Annotated in this window: 15 protein-coding genes; 11 read left to right on the top strand and 4 right to left on the bottom strand. The window is 35.6% G+C overall.

Going from position 1 to position 18,563, the window contains the following annotated elements; translation table 11 throughout:
- The first annotated feature begins 2 nt into the window (after positions 1-2).
- The 6 genes from MTZ49_RS12820 (at position 3) to MTZ49_RS12795 (ending at position 10,136) form a co-directional block, all read left to right on the top strand.
- Positions 3-3,098 (top strand): multidrug efflux RND transporter permease subunit, encoded by a 3,096-nt coding sequence (locus tag MTZ49_RS12820; protein ID WP_264745931.1) that lies wholly within the window; start codon positions 3-5, stop codon positions 3,096-3,098.
- 2 nt (positions 3,099-3,100) lie between these two features.
- A complete protein-coding gene (locus MTZ49_RS12815) occupies positions 3,101-6,211 on the top strand; it encodes an efflux RND transporter permease subunit (RefSeq protein WP_264745930.1) in 3,111 nt (1,036 codons plus the stop codon).
- The gene (locus MTZ49_RS12810) at positions 6,208-7,617 is read left to right on the top strand and encodes an efflux transporter outer membrane subunit (protein ID WP_264745929.1); all 1,410 of its coding nucleotides are present in this window, start codon (positions 6,208-6,210) and stop codon (positions 7,615-7,617) included. Before MTZ49_RS12815 ends, MTZ49_RS12810 begins: the two co-directional genes overlap by 4 nt.
- Positions 7,618-7,619: 2 nt before the next feature.
- Complete coding sequence (locus tag MTZ49_RS12805) at positions 7,620-8,609, top strand: hypothetical protein (RefSeq protein WP_264745928.1); 990 nt, start codon at positions 7,620-7,622, stop codon at positions 8,607-8,609.
- A gap of 88 nt (positions 8,610-8,697) precedes the next feature.
- Positions 8,698-9,225: a superoxide dismutase [Cu-Zn] SodC gene (sodC, locus tag MTZ49_RS12800; RefSeq protein WP_264745927.1), complete on the top strand. Its 528-nt coding sequence runs from the start codon at positions 8,698-8,700 to the stop codon at positions 9,223-9,225.
- 131 nt (positions 9,226-9,356) lie between these two features.
- Positions 9,357-10,136, top strand: a complete 780-nt coding sequence (locus tag MTZ49_RS12795) for a YoaK family protein (protein ID WP_264745926.1) — start codon at positions 9,357-9,359, stop codon at positions 10,134-10,136.
- 39 nt (positions 10,137-10,175) lie between these two features.
- On the opposite strand, the gene MTZ49_RS12790 is transcribed toward MTZ49_RS12795, so the two are convergent.
- Positions 10,176-10,742 (bottom strand): HdeD family acid-resistance protein, encoded by a 567-nt coding sequence (locus tag MTZ49_RS12790; protein WP_264745925.1) that lies wholly within the window; start codon positions 10,740-10,742, stop codon positions 10,176-10,178.
- 200 nt (positions 10,743-10,942) lie between these two features.
- On the opposite strand from MTZ49_RS12790, the gene MTZ49_RS12785 reads away from it, so the two are divergent.
- The 3 genes from MTZ49_RS12785 (at position 10,943) to speE (ending at position 15,197) form a co-directional block, all read left to right on the top strand.
- Positions 10,943-13,111, top strand: coding sequence for a beta-galactosidase (locus MTZ49_RS12785; RefSeq protein ID WP_264745924.1), 2,169 nt, complete (start codon positions 10,943-10,945; stop codon positions 13,109-13,111).
- A 67-nt stretch (positions 13,112-13,178) separates the two neighbouring features.
- Positions 13,179-14,309, top strand: a complete 1,131-nt coding sequence (locus MTZ49_RS12780; protein WP_264745923.1) for a 2Fe-2S iron-sulfur cluster-binding protein — start codon at positions 13,179-13,181, stop codon at positions 14,307-14,309.
- 27 nt (positions 14,310-14,336) lie between these two features.
- Complete coding sequence (gene speE / locus MTZ49_RS12775; protein ID WP_264745922.1) at positions 14,337-15,197, top strand: polyamine aminopropyltransferase; 861 nt, start codon at positions 14,337-14,339, stop codon at positions 15,195-15,197.
- Between the two features lie 37 nt (positions 15,198-15,234).
- On the opposite strand, the gene MTZ49_RS12770 is transcribed toward speE, so the two are convergent.
- Positions 15,235-15,693: a hypothetical protein gene (locus tag MTZ49_RS12770; protein ID WP_264745921.1), complete on the bottom strand. Its 459-nt coding sequence runs from the start codon at positions 15,691-15,693 to the stop codon at positions 15,235-15,237.
- Positions 15,694-15,894: 201 nt separating this feature from the next.
- On the opposite strand from MTZ49_RS12770, the gene hemG reads away from it, so the two are divergent.
- Together hemG and MTZ49_RS12760 are read left to right on the top strand one after the other, a co-directional pair.
- Complete coding sequence (gene hemG / locus MTZ49_RS12765) at positions 15,895-16,440, top strand: menaquinone-dependent protoporphyrinogen IX dehydrogenase (RefSeq protein ID WP_264745920.1); 546 nt, start codon at positions 15,895-15,897, stop codon at positions 16,438-16,440.
- Positions 16,441-16,523: 83 nt separating this feature from the next.
- Entirely contained in the window at positions 16,524-17,123 is a 600-nt protein-coding gene (locus MTZ49_RS12760; RefSeq protein ID WP_264745919.1) for an HAD-IB family hydrolase, read from the top strand.
- Between the two features lie 162 nt (positions 17,124-17,285).
- Here the strand turns inward: MTZ49_RS12760 and cydX are convergent, their stop codons facing one another.
- Together cydX and cydB are read right to left on the bottom strand one after the other, a co-directional pair.
- On the bottom strand, positions 17,286-17,399 hold the full coding sequence (gene cydX / locus MTZ49_RS12755; RefSeq protein WP_264745918.1) for a cytochrome bd-I oxidase subunit CydX: 114 nt from the start codon (positions 17,397-17,399) through the stop codon (positions 17,286-17,288).
- An 11-nt stretch (positions 17,400-17,410) separates the two neighbouring features.
- Positions 17,411-18,547: a cytochrome d ubiquinol oxidase subunit II gene (gene cydB, locus MTZ49_RS12750; protein WP_264745917.1), complete on the bottom strand. Its 1,137-nt coding sequence runs from the start codon at positions 18,545-18,547 to the stop codon at positions 17,411-17,413.
- Positions 18,548-18,563: the final 16 nt, after the last annotated feature.

Genomic DNA, 18,563 nt, shown 5'->3' with positions numbered 1-18,563 from the left:
TAATGAATATTTCGCGCCCATTTATTCTGCGTCCTGTTGCTACTACTTTGATTATGATAGCGTTATTACTATCAGGTATTATCGCCTACAAAATGTTGGCAGTAGCAGCCTTACCTCAAGTAGATTATCCTACAATTCGGGTAGTCACTTATTATCCAGGTGCTAGTCCTGAGGTAATGAGTAGCGCAGTAACAGCACCTTTAGAAAGACAGTTTGGGCAAATGGCAGGACTTGCACAAATGTCATCTACCAGTGCTAATGGTGTGTCCATTGTTACTTTACGATTTTCATTAGATACTGAATTATCTGTTGCAGAGCAAGAAGTACAGTCATCTATTAACTCAGCGACTAATGATTTACCTAGTAATTTGCCTGCACCTCCAGTCTATAACAAAGTAAACCCAGCTGATACACCTATTTTAACCCTTGCTATTACTTCAGATACGTTGCCATTGCCTACTGTTCGGGATTTAGTTGATACCCGTATGGCACAAAAAATAGCACAAATTTCTGGAGTTGGTTTAGTTAGTATTGCAGGGGGACAAAAACCAGCCGTTCGTGTCAAAGTAGATCCACAAAAATTAGCTGCTTATAGTTTAGGTATGGGTGATGTTAGAAACTTAATTACTACTGCTAATATTAATCAGCCAAAAGGTACTTTAGATGGCCCTACACGCCAATCAATGATTGATGCTAATGACCAATTAGCTTCCGCCAAAGCTTATGAGGATTTGATTTTAGGGTATCAAAATGGTGCAGTATTAAGATTAGGTGATGTTGCTACTATTAGTCATGGACGAGAAGATGATCGTTTAGCCGCATGGGCTGATCAAAAAGAGGCAATTTTATTAAATATTCAACGACAGCCTGAAGCCAATGTTATTAATGTTGTTGATAATATTAAAGCAGTATTACCTCAGTTAACCGCTACGATGCCTACAGGGGTAGATGTTAAAGAATTAACAGATCGAACTATCACTATTCGTGACTCTATCAGTGGCGTACAACATGAAATGTTTATGGCCATTATGCTAGTGGTATTAGTTACCTTTTTGTTTTTACGTAATGTATCAGCCACTATTATTCCTTCCATTGCTGTACCTTTATCTATTGTAGGTACATTTGGTGTGATGTACCTTGCAGGTTTTTCGATTAATAATTTAACATTAATGGCATTAACTATTGCCACAGGGTTTGTGGTAGATGATGCAATTGTAATGTTAGAGAATATTGCTAGGCACTTGGAAGCAGGAGATAAACCTTTAGAAGCGGCATTAAAAGGCGCTAGAGAAATTGGTTTCACATTAATTTCTTTAACGTTTTCGCTTATTGCAGTATTAATTCCACTATTATTTATGGCTGATGTGGTAGGGCGTTTATTTAGAGAGTTTGCCATCACCTTGGCGGTAGCCATTTTAATATCATTAGTGGTGTCTTTAACATTAACTCCCATGATGTGCGCTGAGTTATTAAGGCATACGCCAGAAAAAAAACAAGGCAAGTTTTATCAAAAAAGTGGTGAGGTTATTGATTGGTTAATCAAACATTATGCCACAGGATTAACCTTTGTATTACGCCATCAAACAGCCACTTTATTAGTGGCTGTAGCTACGTTTGTGTTTACTGTATTGCTTTACTTAGTTATCCCAAAGGGTTTTTTCCCTGTACAGGATACAGGTGTTATTCAGGGAATTTCAGAAGCACCACAAAATATTTCTTTTAAAGCAATGGCTGAAAGGCAACAGCGTTTGGTGGATGTGATCTTAAAAAATCCTAATGTGGTGAGTTTATCTTCTTATATTGGTGTGGATGGTGATAATACAACGTTAAATAGTGGACGTATTCTAATTAATTTGAAAACTCATGACCAACGCAGTGTAACAGCCGCACAGGTGATAGAAGAACTACAGCCAGAATTAAATAATGTGGTGGGTATTCGCCTGTACATGCAGCCTATTCAGGATTTAAGTATTGAAGATAAAGTAAGCCGAACGCAGTATCAATTTACTTTAAACTCACCTGATGAAGTGTTATTAAGGGAGTGGACACCTATTTTAGTTGATACTTTAAATCAACAGTCAGCATTAGTTGATGTAAATAGTGATTTACAGGATCAAGGTTTACAAGTTTATTTAAATATTGACCGTGATATGGCAAGTCGTTTAGGGCTTAAAGTATCTGATATTGTTGATACACTTTATGATGCCTATGGGCAACGACAAATTTCTACTATTTTTACTCAAGCCAATCAATATCGTATTGTGCTAGAGGCTAATAATGCTAATACAGAAGGTATTGAAGCATTAAAGAGTCTACATGTAGTAACGGCTAATGGTGATAAAGTGCCGTTAACTAATTTAGTAAAAATGGAGTCTCGACCTGCTTCATTAGTAATCAACCATATCGGTCAGTTCCCAGCGGTTACTCTATCATTTAACTTAGCCAGTGGTGTTTCTATTGGTGAGGCGGTAGAAGTCATTAATAAAGTTAAGGCGGATATTGGTTTACCTGATTCGGTAGAAATGAAATTACAAGGGGTAGCAGAGGCTTTCCAAGCTTCACTCTCCAGTACCTTATTCTTAATTTTAGCTGCTATTGTCACCATGTATATAGTATTAGGAGTGTTATATGAAAGTTATATTCACCCAATTACTATTCTTTCAACACTGCCTTCGGCTGCGGTTGGTGCGTTATTGGCATTGATAATGAGTGGCAATGAGTTAGGATTGATTGCCATCATTGGTATTATTCTTTTAATTGGTATTGTGAAGAAGAATGCCATTATGATGATTGACTTTGCTTTAGAAGCAGAGCGTCATCAAGGCTTAACAGCAGAGCAAGCTATTTATCAAGCGGCATTATTGAGATTTAGACCTATTTTAATGACCACATTAGCGGCCTTGTTTGGAGCAGTTCCTTTGATGTTGGCTACAGGCTCTGGTGCTGAATTGCGTCAACCATTAGGTTATGCAATGGTAGGGGGCTTATTATTAAGTCAATTGTTAACCTTATTTACTACGCCTGTTATTTACTTATTCTTTGATAGATTGTCACTTAATACACATCCTAAGCAACATGCTATGGCTGAGGAAGTATAAGTATGAACTTATCAGCCCCATTTATTTTTAGATCAGTTGCTACAATGCTATGCAATGTAGCCATACTGCTATTGGGGATATTATGTTTTAAGTTACTACCTGTTGCACCTTTACCAGAAATGGATTTTCCTGTAATTACTGTAAATGCAAATTTGCCAGGTGCTAGCCCTGAAGTAATGGCAGCTACTGTTGCCACTCCTTTAGAGCGAGCTTTTGGGAGTATTTCAGGGGTGCAACAAATGAACTCTAGTAGTGGGCAGGGTTCAACACGAATTATGCTTGTATTTGATTTAAAGCGTGATATCAACGATGCTGCAAGAGATGTACAAGCTGCTATCAATGCTGCACGTGATTTATTGCCCAGCGGTATGCCTAATAATCCTACTTATCGTAAGATTAACCCTTCACAAGCCCCCATTTTGTTGGTGACCTTAACTTCAGATATTTTAAGTAAAGGGCAGTTATATGATGTGGCCTCTACCATCGTTGCACAAAAAATATCACAAGTAACAGGTGTTGGTGAAGTACAAGTGGGAGGAAGTTCTTTGCCCGCTGTGCGTGTGGAATTAGAGCCGCATTTATTAGCACATTATAATGTTTCTTTATCTGAAGTAAGGCAAGCGATTGTTAATTCAAACTTAAGAAAGCCAAAAGGCTTTGTAGAAAATGATCGATATCAATGGCAAATTACAGCTAATGATCAATTAACTAAAGCGGAACAATATAAACCTATCGTAATTCGCTATGATAATGGCGCAGCTATTCGTTTGCAGGATGTGGCGAGAGTTTATGATGCTGTAGAAAATAGGTATAATGCTGGCTATTATAATAATGAAGATGCCATTTTGTTAATTATTAACAAAGAATCAGGGGCTAATGTTATTGAAACCATTAAAGGGATTAAAGATGCATTGCCGCTGTTAAAGGCCGCTATTCCTTCAAGTGTTGAATTAAATATAGCGATGGATCGTTCGGCAGGTATTCAAGCTACTTTAAGTGAAGCAGAACATACCCTTATTATAGCAGTTATTTTAGTGATTTTAGTGGTGCTATTGTTTTTAGGGCATTGGCGGGCAGCACTTATTCCTGCATTAGCTGTACCTGTATCCATTATAGGTACATTTACAGTAATGTATCTAATGGGATTTTCACTAAACAACCTATCATTAATGGCTTTGATTGTCGCAGCAGGTCTGGTGGTTGATGATGCCATTGTGGTACTTGAAAATATTGCTCGCTATATTGATAAGGGGATGAGTCCTCTACAGGCTGCATTACGAGGTACTAAAGAGGTTGGTTTTACTTTAATATCGATGAATGCATCATTAGTTGCTGTGTTTTTGGCATTATTATTTGCTGGTGGTTTACTGTCTCAATTATTTAAAGAGTTCGCTGTTACTTTATCAGTAACCATTGTGGTTTCTTTACTTGTGTCGCTTACGCTAACCCCGATGTTATGTGCGAGATGGTTAAAAAAACAAGACTTAAACAAGAAGCCTAACCGTTGGCAACAAGGATTTAATAATTTCTTTGGTAAAGTAACTGATTATTATCGTGTTAGCTTAGGTTGGGCATTAAGACACTCTAGGTTAATGTTGATTATTTTATTTATTACCATTGGGGTGAATGTTTACTTATATATAGCTATTTCTAAAACATTATTGCCTGAACAGGACACAGGGGTTTTGTGGGGATTTATACGAGGTGACGATGCTATGTCATTTCAAATTATGCAGCCAAAAGTAGACAAGCTAAGTAAGTATGTATTAAGTGATCCAGCAGTAGAAAATGTAGCAGGCTTTATTGGTGGTGGCAATAGTGTTAATAACTCTATAATGGTAGTACGTTTAAAACCGAAAAGTGATCGTAAAGAAAGCGCTCAAGATATTATTAATAGATTACGTGATAATGCACCAAAAGTAGCAGGTGCTAGAATGTTCTTAATGGCTGCGCAAGATATTCAGTTAAATATGCGCCAAAACCAAAACTCAGAGACTGAATATCAATTACTAGGTGATGATCTTGATTTATTAAGAAAGTGGACAATTAAGGTAGCGGATGCTTTTCGTGAAATTCCTCAGATTACCAATGTGGATGCTGATGATAATGAAGGAGCACAGCAAATTTCTTTAACCATTGATCGAGAAATGGCTAAGCGTTTAGGGATAGATATGAGTGACGTGATGGATGTGTTAAATAACTCATTCAGTCAGAGACAAATCTCTACTATTTTTAATAGCCTTAATCAATATCGGGTGGTGATGGAAGTCAATCCAAAATATGCTCAATACCCTGATATGCTTAAGGATTTGCAGGTAATTACGAAACAGGGTAAACGGGTACCGCTGTCCGCTTTTACCCATTATGATTACAGTCTTCAACAAGATCGTGTACAACATGAAGGGCAGTTTGCTTCTTCTTATATCTCTTTTGATTTAGCAACTGGTGTTAATTTAGATGAAGCAATCAAGGCAATCGATCGAAAAGTTGCCTTATTGAATATTCCCAAGGAAATTCAAGCAAAAATGGGAGGTGCAGGCAGTGCTTTTCAAGCCTCAATGGCTGGGCAACCGCTAATGATTTTTATGGCGCTTATTATTGTATATATCGTATTAGGTATTCTTTATGAGAGCTATATTCATCCTTTAACTATTCTTTCTACATTACCTTCAGCAGGTGTAGGAGCCTTATTAGCATTAATGATGTTAAAAACACCCTTTAGCCTAATTTCATTATTGGGGCTATTTTTATTAATTGGTATTGTTAAGAAAAATGCTATTTTAATGATTGATCTTGCTTTGCAATTTGAACGAGAACAAGGTATGGATTCACGAACTTCTATTCAAGAGGCTAGTATTCTAAGGTTTAGACCTATTTTAATGACTACAATGGCTGCTATCTTAGGTGCAGTACCTTTAATGTTGGGTGGTGCAGAGGGTGCAGAGATGCGTCAACCGTTAGGTATCACAATTGTTGGTGGTTTGATTTTGAGTCAATTATTAACTTTATATACCACACCTGTGGTTTATTTATATTTTGACAGCTTAAGTAATTGGTGGCGTCGTCGTCACCCCAAAAAAAATGCTCATGATGTCTCGGGAGAAACAGCATGAACCAAAGATTTTATATAAAAACGTTATCAATTGTATTGGTAGGTGTATTGGCAGGCTGTGCCATTGGTCCTGATTATCAACGACCATCCACAGCGCAATCAGCTGATTTTAAGCAGGTTGAAGGGTGGAAGTTGGCTACCCCTGCAAATACAACTTTACCAGAAAGTTGGTGGACCTTGTATAACGATGTTGAGTTAAATCAGCTGCAACAAAAACTATTAATGGCTAACCAAAATTTAGCACAATATGAGGCGCGTTATCGGCAAGCTATTGCTTTAGTGAAAGGTGCTAGAGCAGCTTATTTCCCAACAGTATCTGCTAATGTTAACTCTACCAGGGCACAGCAAGGTAAAGGCAATACAGTAACTGATAGTTATGACTTAGGTCCTTCTGCCTCTTGGGAACTAGATATTTGGGGCAAAATTCGTCGTCAAGTTGAGTCTGCTAAGGCAGATGCACAAGGTAGCCAAGCAGATTTAGCTGCTGCAAAGCTTAGTTTGCAGTCTGAGTTAGCACAAACTTATTTGCAACTTAGAATTATGGATATCCATCAACAGTTGTTGGATCATACAGTAGAAGCTTATAGAAAATCTCTCACATTAACAGAGAATCAATATAATGCAGGAATGGTTGTTAAGTCTGATATGACACAGGCTAGAACACAGCTTAAAAATACTGAAGCACAGGCAATTGATATTAAATACCAACGAGCACAACTAGAGCATGCGATTGCTGTATTAATTGGTGAAGCACCTGCTAATTTTAGTATTAAAGCAACCTATAAAGTTCCACCATTACCCGTTGTGCCTAAGGTTCTACCTTCCCAGTTATTAGAACGTAGGCCAGATATTGCTTCTGCCGAGCAACAAGTTATTTCTGCCAATGCTCAAATAGGTGTAGCAAAAGCTGCGTGGTTTCCAGATTTAACCTTATCAGCGGGTGCAGGATATTCCAGTAATAGTTTTAGTCATTGGATTAATAGTCCAAATCGTTATTGGTCATTAGGACCAAAGTTTGCTATGACATTGTTTGATGGTGGTTTAATTCGTTCTCGTTATGAGCAAGCTGAAGCAGCTTATGATGAGAAAGTAGCTAACTATCGACAAACGGTATTAAATGGTTTTAAAGAGGTAGAGGATTATCTTGTACAACTTTATATTATGGAACAAGAGGCCATTGTTCAGAAAGAAGCCACAGATTCAGCGAAGGAGTCATTACAGCTAATTACCAATCAATATGAAGCAGGTATGATTGATTATCTTAATGTGGCAACAGCCCAATATTCTGCATTGAATACGGAGAGAACAGGTATTACCTTATTAGGTAATCAACTAACAGCAAGTGTTAAATTAATTGCTGCTATTGGTGGCGGATGGGATATAACAAAGTTAACTAAGGAAGAGTGATAATGATAGTACCTAATTATTGGGCAGAAGCTATTATTAAATATAAAGAAGGTAGTCGAAAAGTTACCATCAAACGTTTTGGTTGGTCTGATATTAATCAAGAAGATGCTCAATTAGAAGCTCAAAAGCGTGCTGATGATGCTCTGAATGATTGGTTAGCAGGTAAATTAATTACATTCCGTGAGAAAAAAATATACTATAATGGTGCGGATGGCTTACCTATTAGAGAACAGGTGATTAGTAGGCATAATGATGTAGTAATTACTAGAAATAGTTATGGTGCACTGTGTTTAAATACACCTGATGTTATGTTTGCGGATATTGATTTTGACGGCGATTTTTCAATAGAGGGCAGTTGCTTATCACCGCTTTTATATTTTATTTTTTCAATAGCTTTTATAGTTAGTTTATTAAAAGGATACTATGAAGCAGCTGTTTTATTTACTGGATTATTCTGTTTACTATTTATAACTAATAAAATAAGAAAAAAACTGGAAAAACCTATTGAACATAACAATAGTAAAATCATAGATGATCATTTAAAAAAGATAGAGTTATTTTTAGAAAAATATCCAAAATGGGGAGTAAGAGTCTATGAGACTCCAGCTGGATTACGCTTACTAATTACTCATAAGACAATGCAGCCCAATGATTCAGAAGTAGATTTGTTTTTTAAATTAATGGATGTTGATCCTGTATATGCAAGAATGTGTAAAAATCAACAGTGTTTTAGAGCAAGGGTAACTCCTAAGCCTTGGCGAATTAATATGAATCAACATATTACTCCTCAATCAGGAAATTGGCCAATTAAGGAACAATATTTGACCATTCGTGAAGATTGGGTGAAGGAGTACAGTAATAAAGCGAAAGATTTTGCAGCCTGTCGTTTTATTAAAAGTATAGGAAACGCTACAGTAGATGATAAAGTAGCTGAAATTATTAAATTACATGATGAGTTAAGTAAGGCCAATACAGATTTAGCTATTGCTTAATATTTTTATCAGCCTAATGTATATTACAATTTAAATCTAAATCTAAATCTTTTAGGATAGATTCTTAAATAAAATAAAGGAGATAATAATGAAAACAACTTTAACACTTATTATGGGTGGATTATTAGCATTGCAAGCACATGCTGCTAGTATCGAAGTACCTATGTACTTAACAACAGAAAAAGGGGTAGGTGATTCAATCGGTACTGTAACTATTACTGAAACAGAATATGGTTTACTATTTACACCCCATTTAAAAGGATTGCAACCAGCAGGTATGCGTGGTTTTCATATCCATGAAAAAGCTAGTTGTGAGCCAGCTGAGAAAGATGGCAAAATGCAAGCTGCTTTAGCAGCGGGTGGGCATTTTGACCCTAACAAAACAAGTAAACATTTAGGCCCTTATGATAAAGAGGGACATTTAGGTGATGTACCACCACTCTATGTTGCTCAAGATGGTACAGCAACTTATCCAGTATTAGCGCCACGTATTAAAAAGTTAGAGGAAATTAAAAATACAGCACTAATGATTCATGCCGGTGGCGATAATAATAGTGATCATCCAATGCCTTTAGGTGGTGGCGGTGGACGTTTTGCTTGTGGCATTATTAAATAATATTTTTAATAATCAGTATTTGGAAAAGGATGATTGATTATAATCATCCTTTTTTATTAGCTAATGATTTATGCGATAGCTTATAATATATTCCTTATACTATTAACTTCTAAATGTTATTTTAAATTATCATGGAACGTCGTACGCGTATCACTGTACTGCTTGATAAGGTTACTTTTGAAGATAATGCCCTACGTAAGTTAGGCTATATCATGGCATTTATTGCTGGCGCGGTAAATGCAGGTGGTTTTTTCGCTATTGGCTATTATACCTCGCATGTAACAGGCGAAGTGTCTGCGATGGCTGATCACTTAGTATTAGGTGATATTCAGTTAGTTATTTTATTTTTTTGCATGTTACTCTGCTTTATTGGTGGTGCCATGCATTCTACATGGTTAATTATTTGGGCAAGGCGTAGTCGTTTTCGTAGTGGCTATGGTATTTCCATGTGTGTAGAATCATTTATTCTTTTACTATTTGGTACGCTAGGAATAACTTTAGGGACGGAATGGAAGTTTTTATTTTTTTCGCCTACTATTATGTTGCTGTGTTTTATTATGGGAATGCATAATACAGTTATTACTATTTTGTCTAATGGCTTGTTACGTAGTACACATATGACAGGGATTGCTACAGATATCGGTATTGAATTATCAAAAGCTATGTATTTCCATAAAAATCCACTTAAAAAAGTTGCAGCCATTAAAACCAATAGACGTAAATTAGTATTATTTATTGGTATTTTGTTTTATTTCTTTATAGGTGGAGTAGTAGGTGCCTTAGGTTTTAGACATCTTGGGTTTCAATTTATTTTGCCATTAGCTATTTTATTATTTGTCTGGGGAGCACTATCGATCTCTCATGATTTAAAGGCACGTACTCGTTTAAGGAATTATAAAAAAGTAGCTTAGAAACAGAAAAGCCCAAATAAAATTGGGCTTTGTAATGAATTATGCTTTAAAAGAATCTTTACGAATAGCTATGTAAACCATAATAAAGCTTACACCCTGCATTAATAAATCAATGCCTATCATAATACCAAAAATTGTACCGCTGACAGGCCATGCTGCAATAATGATGATACCGAACAGAATATTTAAAAAGCCTGTAAGATATAACCATTGACTACCAACCATTTTACGTAGTTTATAGCTATAAAATAAACGGCTAATGCCAAATGCTATTAATAAAATAGCTAACAGTAAAGCGAGATAAAGTGCTGACTCCATAGGAATGATAAGCAAACAAATGCCAGCTACTAAATAGCTAACAGACCATAAGATAGAAAGCACAAAAACAGCTGTTGTCTGTTTAGCATAAAAACTATGAAATAGTTGAATTAGCCCTGTTGCAATTAAAAAACCACCTAAGAAGTACATAGCAACAATAGTAGTAATAAAACTATAGGTTAGTGCGAAAAAACCGCCTACTACTAATAATACCCCTAAAATAAGGAACCAAATACGGTTCATCTGTAGCTTTTGTATTAGCTCTGGGTATTGATTGTCATTCAACATAATAAGAATCCTTTTAAGATTATTTATATATTAGAGAGATCATTGTAGTTTATAGTTCTTAAATAGGTTAGAAATACTATGACTAAATATTAATAGGAGTGTTTGTACAAATTATTACATTGCATTTATGGTAGAAATTAAACTTTTTTTTCAGTTATTAAGTCTTATAAGAATATTTGCCTATAATAATTGGTATTCTAATGTTAAACCGTATTGTGATGTTATCCCTGTTATGTGTTAGTTCGATCAGTTTAGTATTGGCGGATGAGCAACCGTTATATAATTTTTTACAGCCTTCAAGTAAGGTAAATTTATTTACTCAAGGAGTAACTTTACCTAATAGTGAGCTAGAGTATAACCAACAGCATGAGTCATTCAGAAGATTAACGTTTGCTAATAATATAGATAACCCAAGTATTGCCTTGCAATTTAATCAGCCAATTAATCTTATCAATCAAAAGGCATTAAGTTTGCGTATGCAAAATGCAATGGATTGGGATTTAACATTATATGTTGATATTAAGGATACAGACCAAAAAACTGTACTTAGGGCGACAGTTGCATTACCTGCTGGCCCTGCTCAAAACTTACTTATTCCACTTAAAGAAACATCTGGACGTGCATGGGGAATGCGAGAAGGTATAACCTCATCATGGCAAAGAGATAATACACGCTATTTATTACCTATTAGTGTAGTAGGTAAGATAGATATAAGTAAGCTAGCAAGTATCACCCTTACAATGGTTAAACCAGCTATCCCACAAAGCCTATTGATAGGCAATATTAAAGCTATAGGCGATGATGTAGACTATATGGCCTATCATCATATCGTGGATAAATATGGTCAAAATAATATTGTTAAATGGTCAGATAAAATTATTAGTGATAAACAACTACAACAAGTAGCTCAAGCTGAACAAGCTCAATTAAAAGAGTGGTTAAGTCATCAGTTAATACAAGATAAGTTTGGTGGTTTAGGCTCTAAACCTCAATTTAAAGCGACTAATTACTTTAGAACAGAAAAACATAATGATAGATGGTATTTAGTGTCTCCAAAGGGACATGCATTTATTTCTTTGGGGATTAATACTGTTGTGCCTGATCAAAGTCAGACCTATATAGCAGGGCGTGATTTTATGTTTGCTTCACTGCCTGAGAAAAATACGCCACTAGCTAATTTTTATGGTCATGCTAATACCAATAGTGGTAATGCAGCACAAGGAGGCAGAGGGATAGATAAGGGACAGTGGTATGATTTTTATCAAGCCAATATGTATCGTGTATCTGGTAAAGCTATTTTAAAAAATTGGCGTAATCGTACCATAAATCGTTTTAAAGCATGGGGATTTAATACTATTGGTAATTGGAGTGATAAACAGTTAATTGCAGAAAAACGTTTACCCTATACCATGCCTATTTTAATTAAGGGTGACTATGCCAGTGTTCCATCAGGTATGGATTGGTGGGGGTTTATGCCTGATACATTTGATCCTAAGTTTACTGAAGCTGTGGAGAAAGCAGTAAAGTTAGCTACTGAAAATAGAGTGAATGATCCATGGTTAGTCGGATATTTTGCGGATAATGAATTATCATGGGGAGGGCTAGATAGCTCACCAGCAGCACACTATGCTTTAGCAATTAATTCGTTAAGTAGAAATAGTGAAAGTCCAGCAAAGCAGGTATTTATAAAACAATTAAAGAATAAATATAAAGAGATTGATAAGTTAGCGAGTGCTTGGGGGATTTCTATTAAATCTTGGCAAGATCTGGAGCAACAAAGTTTTACTGCTCCTTTGCCTAGTGCTAAATATACAGCAATTAGTGAGGATTATAGTTATTTTTTGAGAAGTTATGCAGATAATTACTTTAAAACAGTAAAAGAGATGCTCACTAAATATGATCCTAACCATTTATTTTTAGGTAATCGTTTTGCAGTGAAGTTACCTGAAGTAATAACCTCTTGTGCCAAATATTGTGACGTAATTAGTTTTAATACTTACACATTATTAGCTAAGCAAGGCTATGATACTAAACTAGTGGCCAGTTTAGATAAGCCTATTATGATTACTGAGTTTACTTTTGGTTCTAAGGCTACAGGGGCTTTATGGGCTGGTCCTGTGGCTGTCACAGATGATAAAGCGCGTGGCGATAGTTATCAGCAGTTTGTTGAAGGTGCTTTTGAAGATCCGCATATGGTGGGATTACATTGGTTTCAGTATATAGATGAACCTATTACGGGACGTTTACTGGATGGTGAAAATGGCCATATGGGATTAGTAGCTATTACGGATGTGCCTTTTCATAAGTTTATTAAGAAAGTAAGGGACGCTAACTTAACTGTTTTAAAGGAAACATTAAATAAATTATAAACTAATAGCTTAATTTTTAGTTATTAACCTGTACAATAGCACTAGTTTTTGTATGGAAATAGTAATAATGTCAAATAAGCGTGTTTATTTTGAAACGAATGTAGTAGAAATTAAGCCTGATGAAACTGTATTAGATGGTTTTATTCGTAGTGGCGTTTCAATACCTTTTTCGTGTCGTGGTGGTTCTTGTCAAACTTGTGCTGTGCGTTGTTTAGAGGGTGATATCCCTGCAGAAGCACAACTTGGCTTGTCAGATTACCAAAAAGAAAAAGGCTATGTATTGACTTGTCGTTGTATTCCAACAACAGATATGACCATTGCACCATTAAGTCCTGATGATGTTATCACAGATGCTTTCTTAATGGCTGTAGAGCAGCCGACAGCAGCACAGCCTAAATATCGTTTTACGATTGAGTTAGGTAGAAGTCGTAAGTTTGAAGTAGGGGATACCTTTAAAATCATTGATGGTACAACTGATGAGGCGGTAGTTAAAGTAGTAGAAACTGATGGTGAGTGGGTGCTTACTGTTGAGTTATTAGCTGATACAGCCCCTGCAACATTAACTTGGCTACAAGGTGAATTACAGCCAGATACAATGATTCAAATTCGTGGCCCTTATTCACAACAAATACCGATGTGGCTAACGGAAGAAAAGCCAGACCCAGAACCAAATTTAGAGGTGTGGCATCAGTTAGATGATGGTGCGAAAGTTAGGACTGTATTGATCGATTTTTATGATCGAGTTTATGAGGATGAACGCTTAGCTCCTTTTTTTGCTAATGTGAGTAAAACACGTTTAGTTGAAAAACAATTTTCTTTTATGAAGTATTTGTTTACTCGTGAACATGTTCATTTTGGTCAACGTCCTCGTAATTTACATCATTGGATGGTGATTTCAGATGATTTAATGGATCATCGTCGTGTTATTTTAGATGATACCTTCAAAGACCATGGTTTAACGGATGAGCAACGCCATGTTTGGCACCAGTATGAAGAAAAATTCCGACCTGATGTAGTAAAGGATAAACCATGGCCCATTAAAGTAGGTGATGAGTTTGTTGACTTAGAATCATTTGATAAAGAAGTATTAACTTGTGCTACTGTATGTGATCATTGTGGTGAGCCAGTAGATGAGGGAACAGAAGTGATCTATCATCGTCGCACAGGTAAAATCAGTTGCCCTAATTGCAGCCAATAAATTTAATTTGATATTGTGGAAAGAGTAATGAGTGATTATTTAGAAACCCTGTATCCTGATTATGGTCAACGTTTTAGTATTGATGAAATGTTATTTGAAACCCAAACAGACCATCAGAAATTAGTCATTTTCCGTAATGGAAAAATGGGCACTGTAATGGCCTTAGATGGTGTTATTCAAACTACAGAAGCTGATGAATTTATTTACCATGAAATGATGGCTCACCTTCCCATTATGGCACATGGTAATGTGAAAAGTGTATTAATTATTGGTGGTGGTGATGGGGGAATGCTGCGTGAGGTATGTCGCCATGCAACCATAGAAAAAATTACTATGGTAGAAATTGATAGAGGGGTTATTGACCTTTGTACTAAATATTTACCTAATCATTCAGCTGGCGCTTATCAAGATCCTAGATTAGAGCTTGTGATTGGCGATGGTATGGAGTTTGTGGCTAATACGTCACAAAAATATGATGTAATTATTTCAGACTCTACAGATCCTATTGGGCCAGCAGAAGTCTTATTTACTGAGAATTTTTATCAAGCTTGTCATCGTTGTTTAACTGAAAAAGGTGTATTGGTTACTCAGAATGGCACACCTTTTATGCAATTAGATGAAGTAAAGAGTACAGCTAATAAAATGCAAGGCTTGTTTGCGGATTGGCATTTTTATCGTGCAGCGGTGCCTACTTATATTGGTGGTGATATGACTTTTGCTTGGGGGAGTAAAGACAAAGAATTACGCTATACATCCCTTGATGAGTTAAAGGCTCGTTTTAATAAAGCAAATATTAAAACTCGTTATTATAATCCTGCTATGCATTATGCCGCTTTTGCTTTACCACAATATGTATTGGAAGCAATTGGTAAACAAAATAATGATTAATAAATTATCCCTTAGCTTTATAAGCTAAGGGATAATCTTATTTATATTTGATGCCTGAGTTCATTTCAGAGCGTTTGTAGTCTGGCAAGCACCAAACTTCACCCCAATCAAAAAACTCTGTGCCTTCTTTAAAAGGACGTGATAGTTGAATTCTGTATTCAATTAAAGCCAATAAAACAGCTTCATCAACAGTTGCATTAGATGACCAACCAGCTGCAGAACGATCTGAGTGAACTGGAACAATAGTGATTTTTGCTTCAGTTAGAACGCCATGATCAATATATAAGCCCAGTGTACAAGGGCATTCACTAAACTCTATTTCTTCAAAAAACATCCATTCAGTGCCATTTTTATAGTCAATATTAGAACGATAGAGGTGTGTTAAAACGGTACCTATTTCTTCTCTAGTAGTCCCTTTTTTAAGTACTATAGGGTAATTCTTTATTGTTAGTGATCCATCTTGTTTATTAATTTGTAACGTATTTTTATTCATCATAACTAACTTACCTGTTTTATCCATGAACATGTAACATATTATAACAAGTGTAATATAATAATATCTTGTATTTTGTCACTATTTTGTAGTTATTTTTACATAATTATAAATATTAATAGTAATTGATATTAATAGCTTATCTTAATATACTGTTCAGCATTTATTAACTATGTAATACGACATGTTAAGAGTTAGCTCACTATGAAAAAGAAAGCATTGTTGCTGTATTCAACCATCGATGGTCAGACATTTGCAATCATCTCTAAAATAGTTTTACGCATGACTGAAGAAGCTGAAGATATTGAACATGAAGTTTATGATTTATGGAAAATGCCAGAGTTAGATTTGAATGAATACTCTACAATTCTAATGGGGGCAGCAATTCGCTATAACAAATTTGATAAACCTTTTTTGGATTTTATTGAAAAGAACTATAAAACATTGAATGAAAAAAACTCGGCTTTCTTTTGTGTTAATTTGACAGCTAGAAAGCCAGGAAAAGATACACCTGAAACCAATGGTTATGCTCGTAGATTTTTAGCAAAAACACCATGGAAACCCACTTTAAAAGGTGTTTTTGCAGGTTCTTTACGTTATCCACGTTATACTTGGTACGATAAGATTTTAATTAAGTTTATTATGTGGATGGATGGTGAAAAACAAGATTTAAGTAAGGAATATAATTATACTAATTGGCAAAAAGTGGATGAGTTTGCTAAAGAGTTTATCGCGCTAACACGTAAATAGTAATATTAATACTGGATAAAAGGTTCAATTATTTGAACCTTTTGTTGTTTTGGCTATTAACTTTATATTTTAAGGATAATTTAATGACAGATAAGCCAGTTGTTGCTGCCTTTGATTTTGATGTTACTATTACAACAAAAGACACCTTTGTTCCCTTTCTTTACTGGGCATTTGGTAAAGTGAAAGTTTATAAAGTATTTATTAAATTACTACCTGAAGCAGTTAAAGTTGTTTTAAAGCTATCTAATCGTGATTTTTTTAAAGAAAAAATAGTAGCAGCATTGTTTACTAATCAATCGGTTAAGCACCTAAAAGTATTAGGAGCGGGCTATGCGAGTTCTTTCACTCCTTTGATTAGACCCAAGGCACTTAAACGTATTAAATGGCATAAAGAACAAGGGCATCGTTTGGTAATGGTGAGTGCGTCATTGAATCTTTATTTAGAAAAAGCTGCAAAAGATTTAGGTTTTGATGATTTGCTTTGTACAACCCTAGAAGAACAAGACGATATATTTACTGGTAAGTTGCAGGGAGCTAACTGCCGTTGCCAAGAGAAAGTAAACCGTTTACAGAAATTGTTAGGTGATTTATCCCATTATGAGCTTTATGCCTATGGTGATTCAGAGGGGGATAAGCAGATGTTAGAAGCGGCTAACCATCCTAATTATCGTACTCTTGAGTAAGGATACATATTGGCTTTAGATTTAACAGATGTTATTAAGATTAAATGGTTTGACTTAATATTTTTTTTAGCTATAGATGGAAAAGGTTAGTAATATAAATAATTATTATAATTAAAATAAAAATAGGGCCTTAAATGATAAGACCCTATTTTTTATTAGTTACTAATCTTTCTTGTCAGTATTTTTACCTTCAAGACGTGATTCATACCATAATGCATTGACTACAGCTAATAGTACAGCGAAGCCAACACCTAAAAACCAAGCAAAATACCACATAATGGTTCTCCTTAATATAAAGTTTTGTCGTTTGCTTCGATATACTCAACATTTAATTTACCACGCATTACGTAGTAAGACCATGCGGTATAAGTAAGAATCATAGGTACAAAGATAATTACCACGATTAACATAACGACTAAGGTGTAATAGCTTGATGTACCATCCCATAATGTAATACTCATACTAGGGTCAACCGCAGATGGAAGTACAAATGGGAATAGAGCAACAGCGGCTGTTAGGATAGTACAAGCTACAGCTAAAGATGAAGTTACAAAGGCTAATAAGGTACGTTTCATCGCTTGTAAGCCTAATGTGGTAAGCACCATTACATAAACTAGTACAGGTATAATCCATAGAGCAGGTATTGCTTTATAGTTATTTAACCATGCACCCTCTTCAACATGAGCTGTTTTCATTAATGGGTTAATAATTTCTTTAGGATCAGGCATAGTATCAATTACTATTCCTTTCAGAAAGAATACCCAAATGCCTGCAATACTAAAGCAAATCAACATAACAAGACCTGCTATGCGTGCTGCTTTAATTACACGAGCTTGTAATGCACCTTCAGTACGATGTGCCAAGAAGGTAGCACCTTGTAAGGTTAATAACGTCAAACTTACTACACCACAAACAAGAGCAAATGGATGTAATAATTGGAAGAAGTTACCATCATAGAAAGAACGCATATTATCATCTAAGTGGAATGGAATACCTAATAATAGGTTACCAAAAGCCACCCCAAATAATAATGAAGGAATAGCACTACCTACGAAAATACCCCAGTCCCAATTTTTACGCCATCTATCGCTGGCTATTTTAGAGCGGTATTCAAAGCCAACAGGTCTAAAGAATAAGGCAGCTAATAAAAGTAACATAGCCCAATAAAGACCAGAGAAGGCAATGGAATAAACCACTGGCCATGCCGCAAATACACCTGCACCTGCAGTAATAAACCAGACTTGGTTACCATCCCAGTGTGGTGCCACACTATTAATTATAATACGGCGTTCTTTATCATTTTTTCCTAAGAAAGGAAGCAATGTACCAACACCCATATCGTGTCCATCCATGATGGCAAAACCGAATAAAACAACACCGATTATTAGCCACCAGATAAGTTTTAGTATTTCATAATCTAACATGATTTATCTCCTTGCA

Origin of the sequence: Entomomonas sp. E2T0 (genome assembly GCF_025985425.1) — a bacterium.
In the GTDB taxonomy this organism is placed as follows: Bacteria; Pseudomonadota; Gammaproteobacteria; order Pseudomonadales; family Pseudomonadaceae; genus Entomomonas.
The sequence above is the reverse complement of the archived record's forward strand: the minus strand, read 5'-3'. Positions and strand labels throughout refer to the sequence as shown.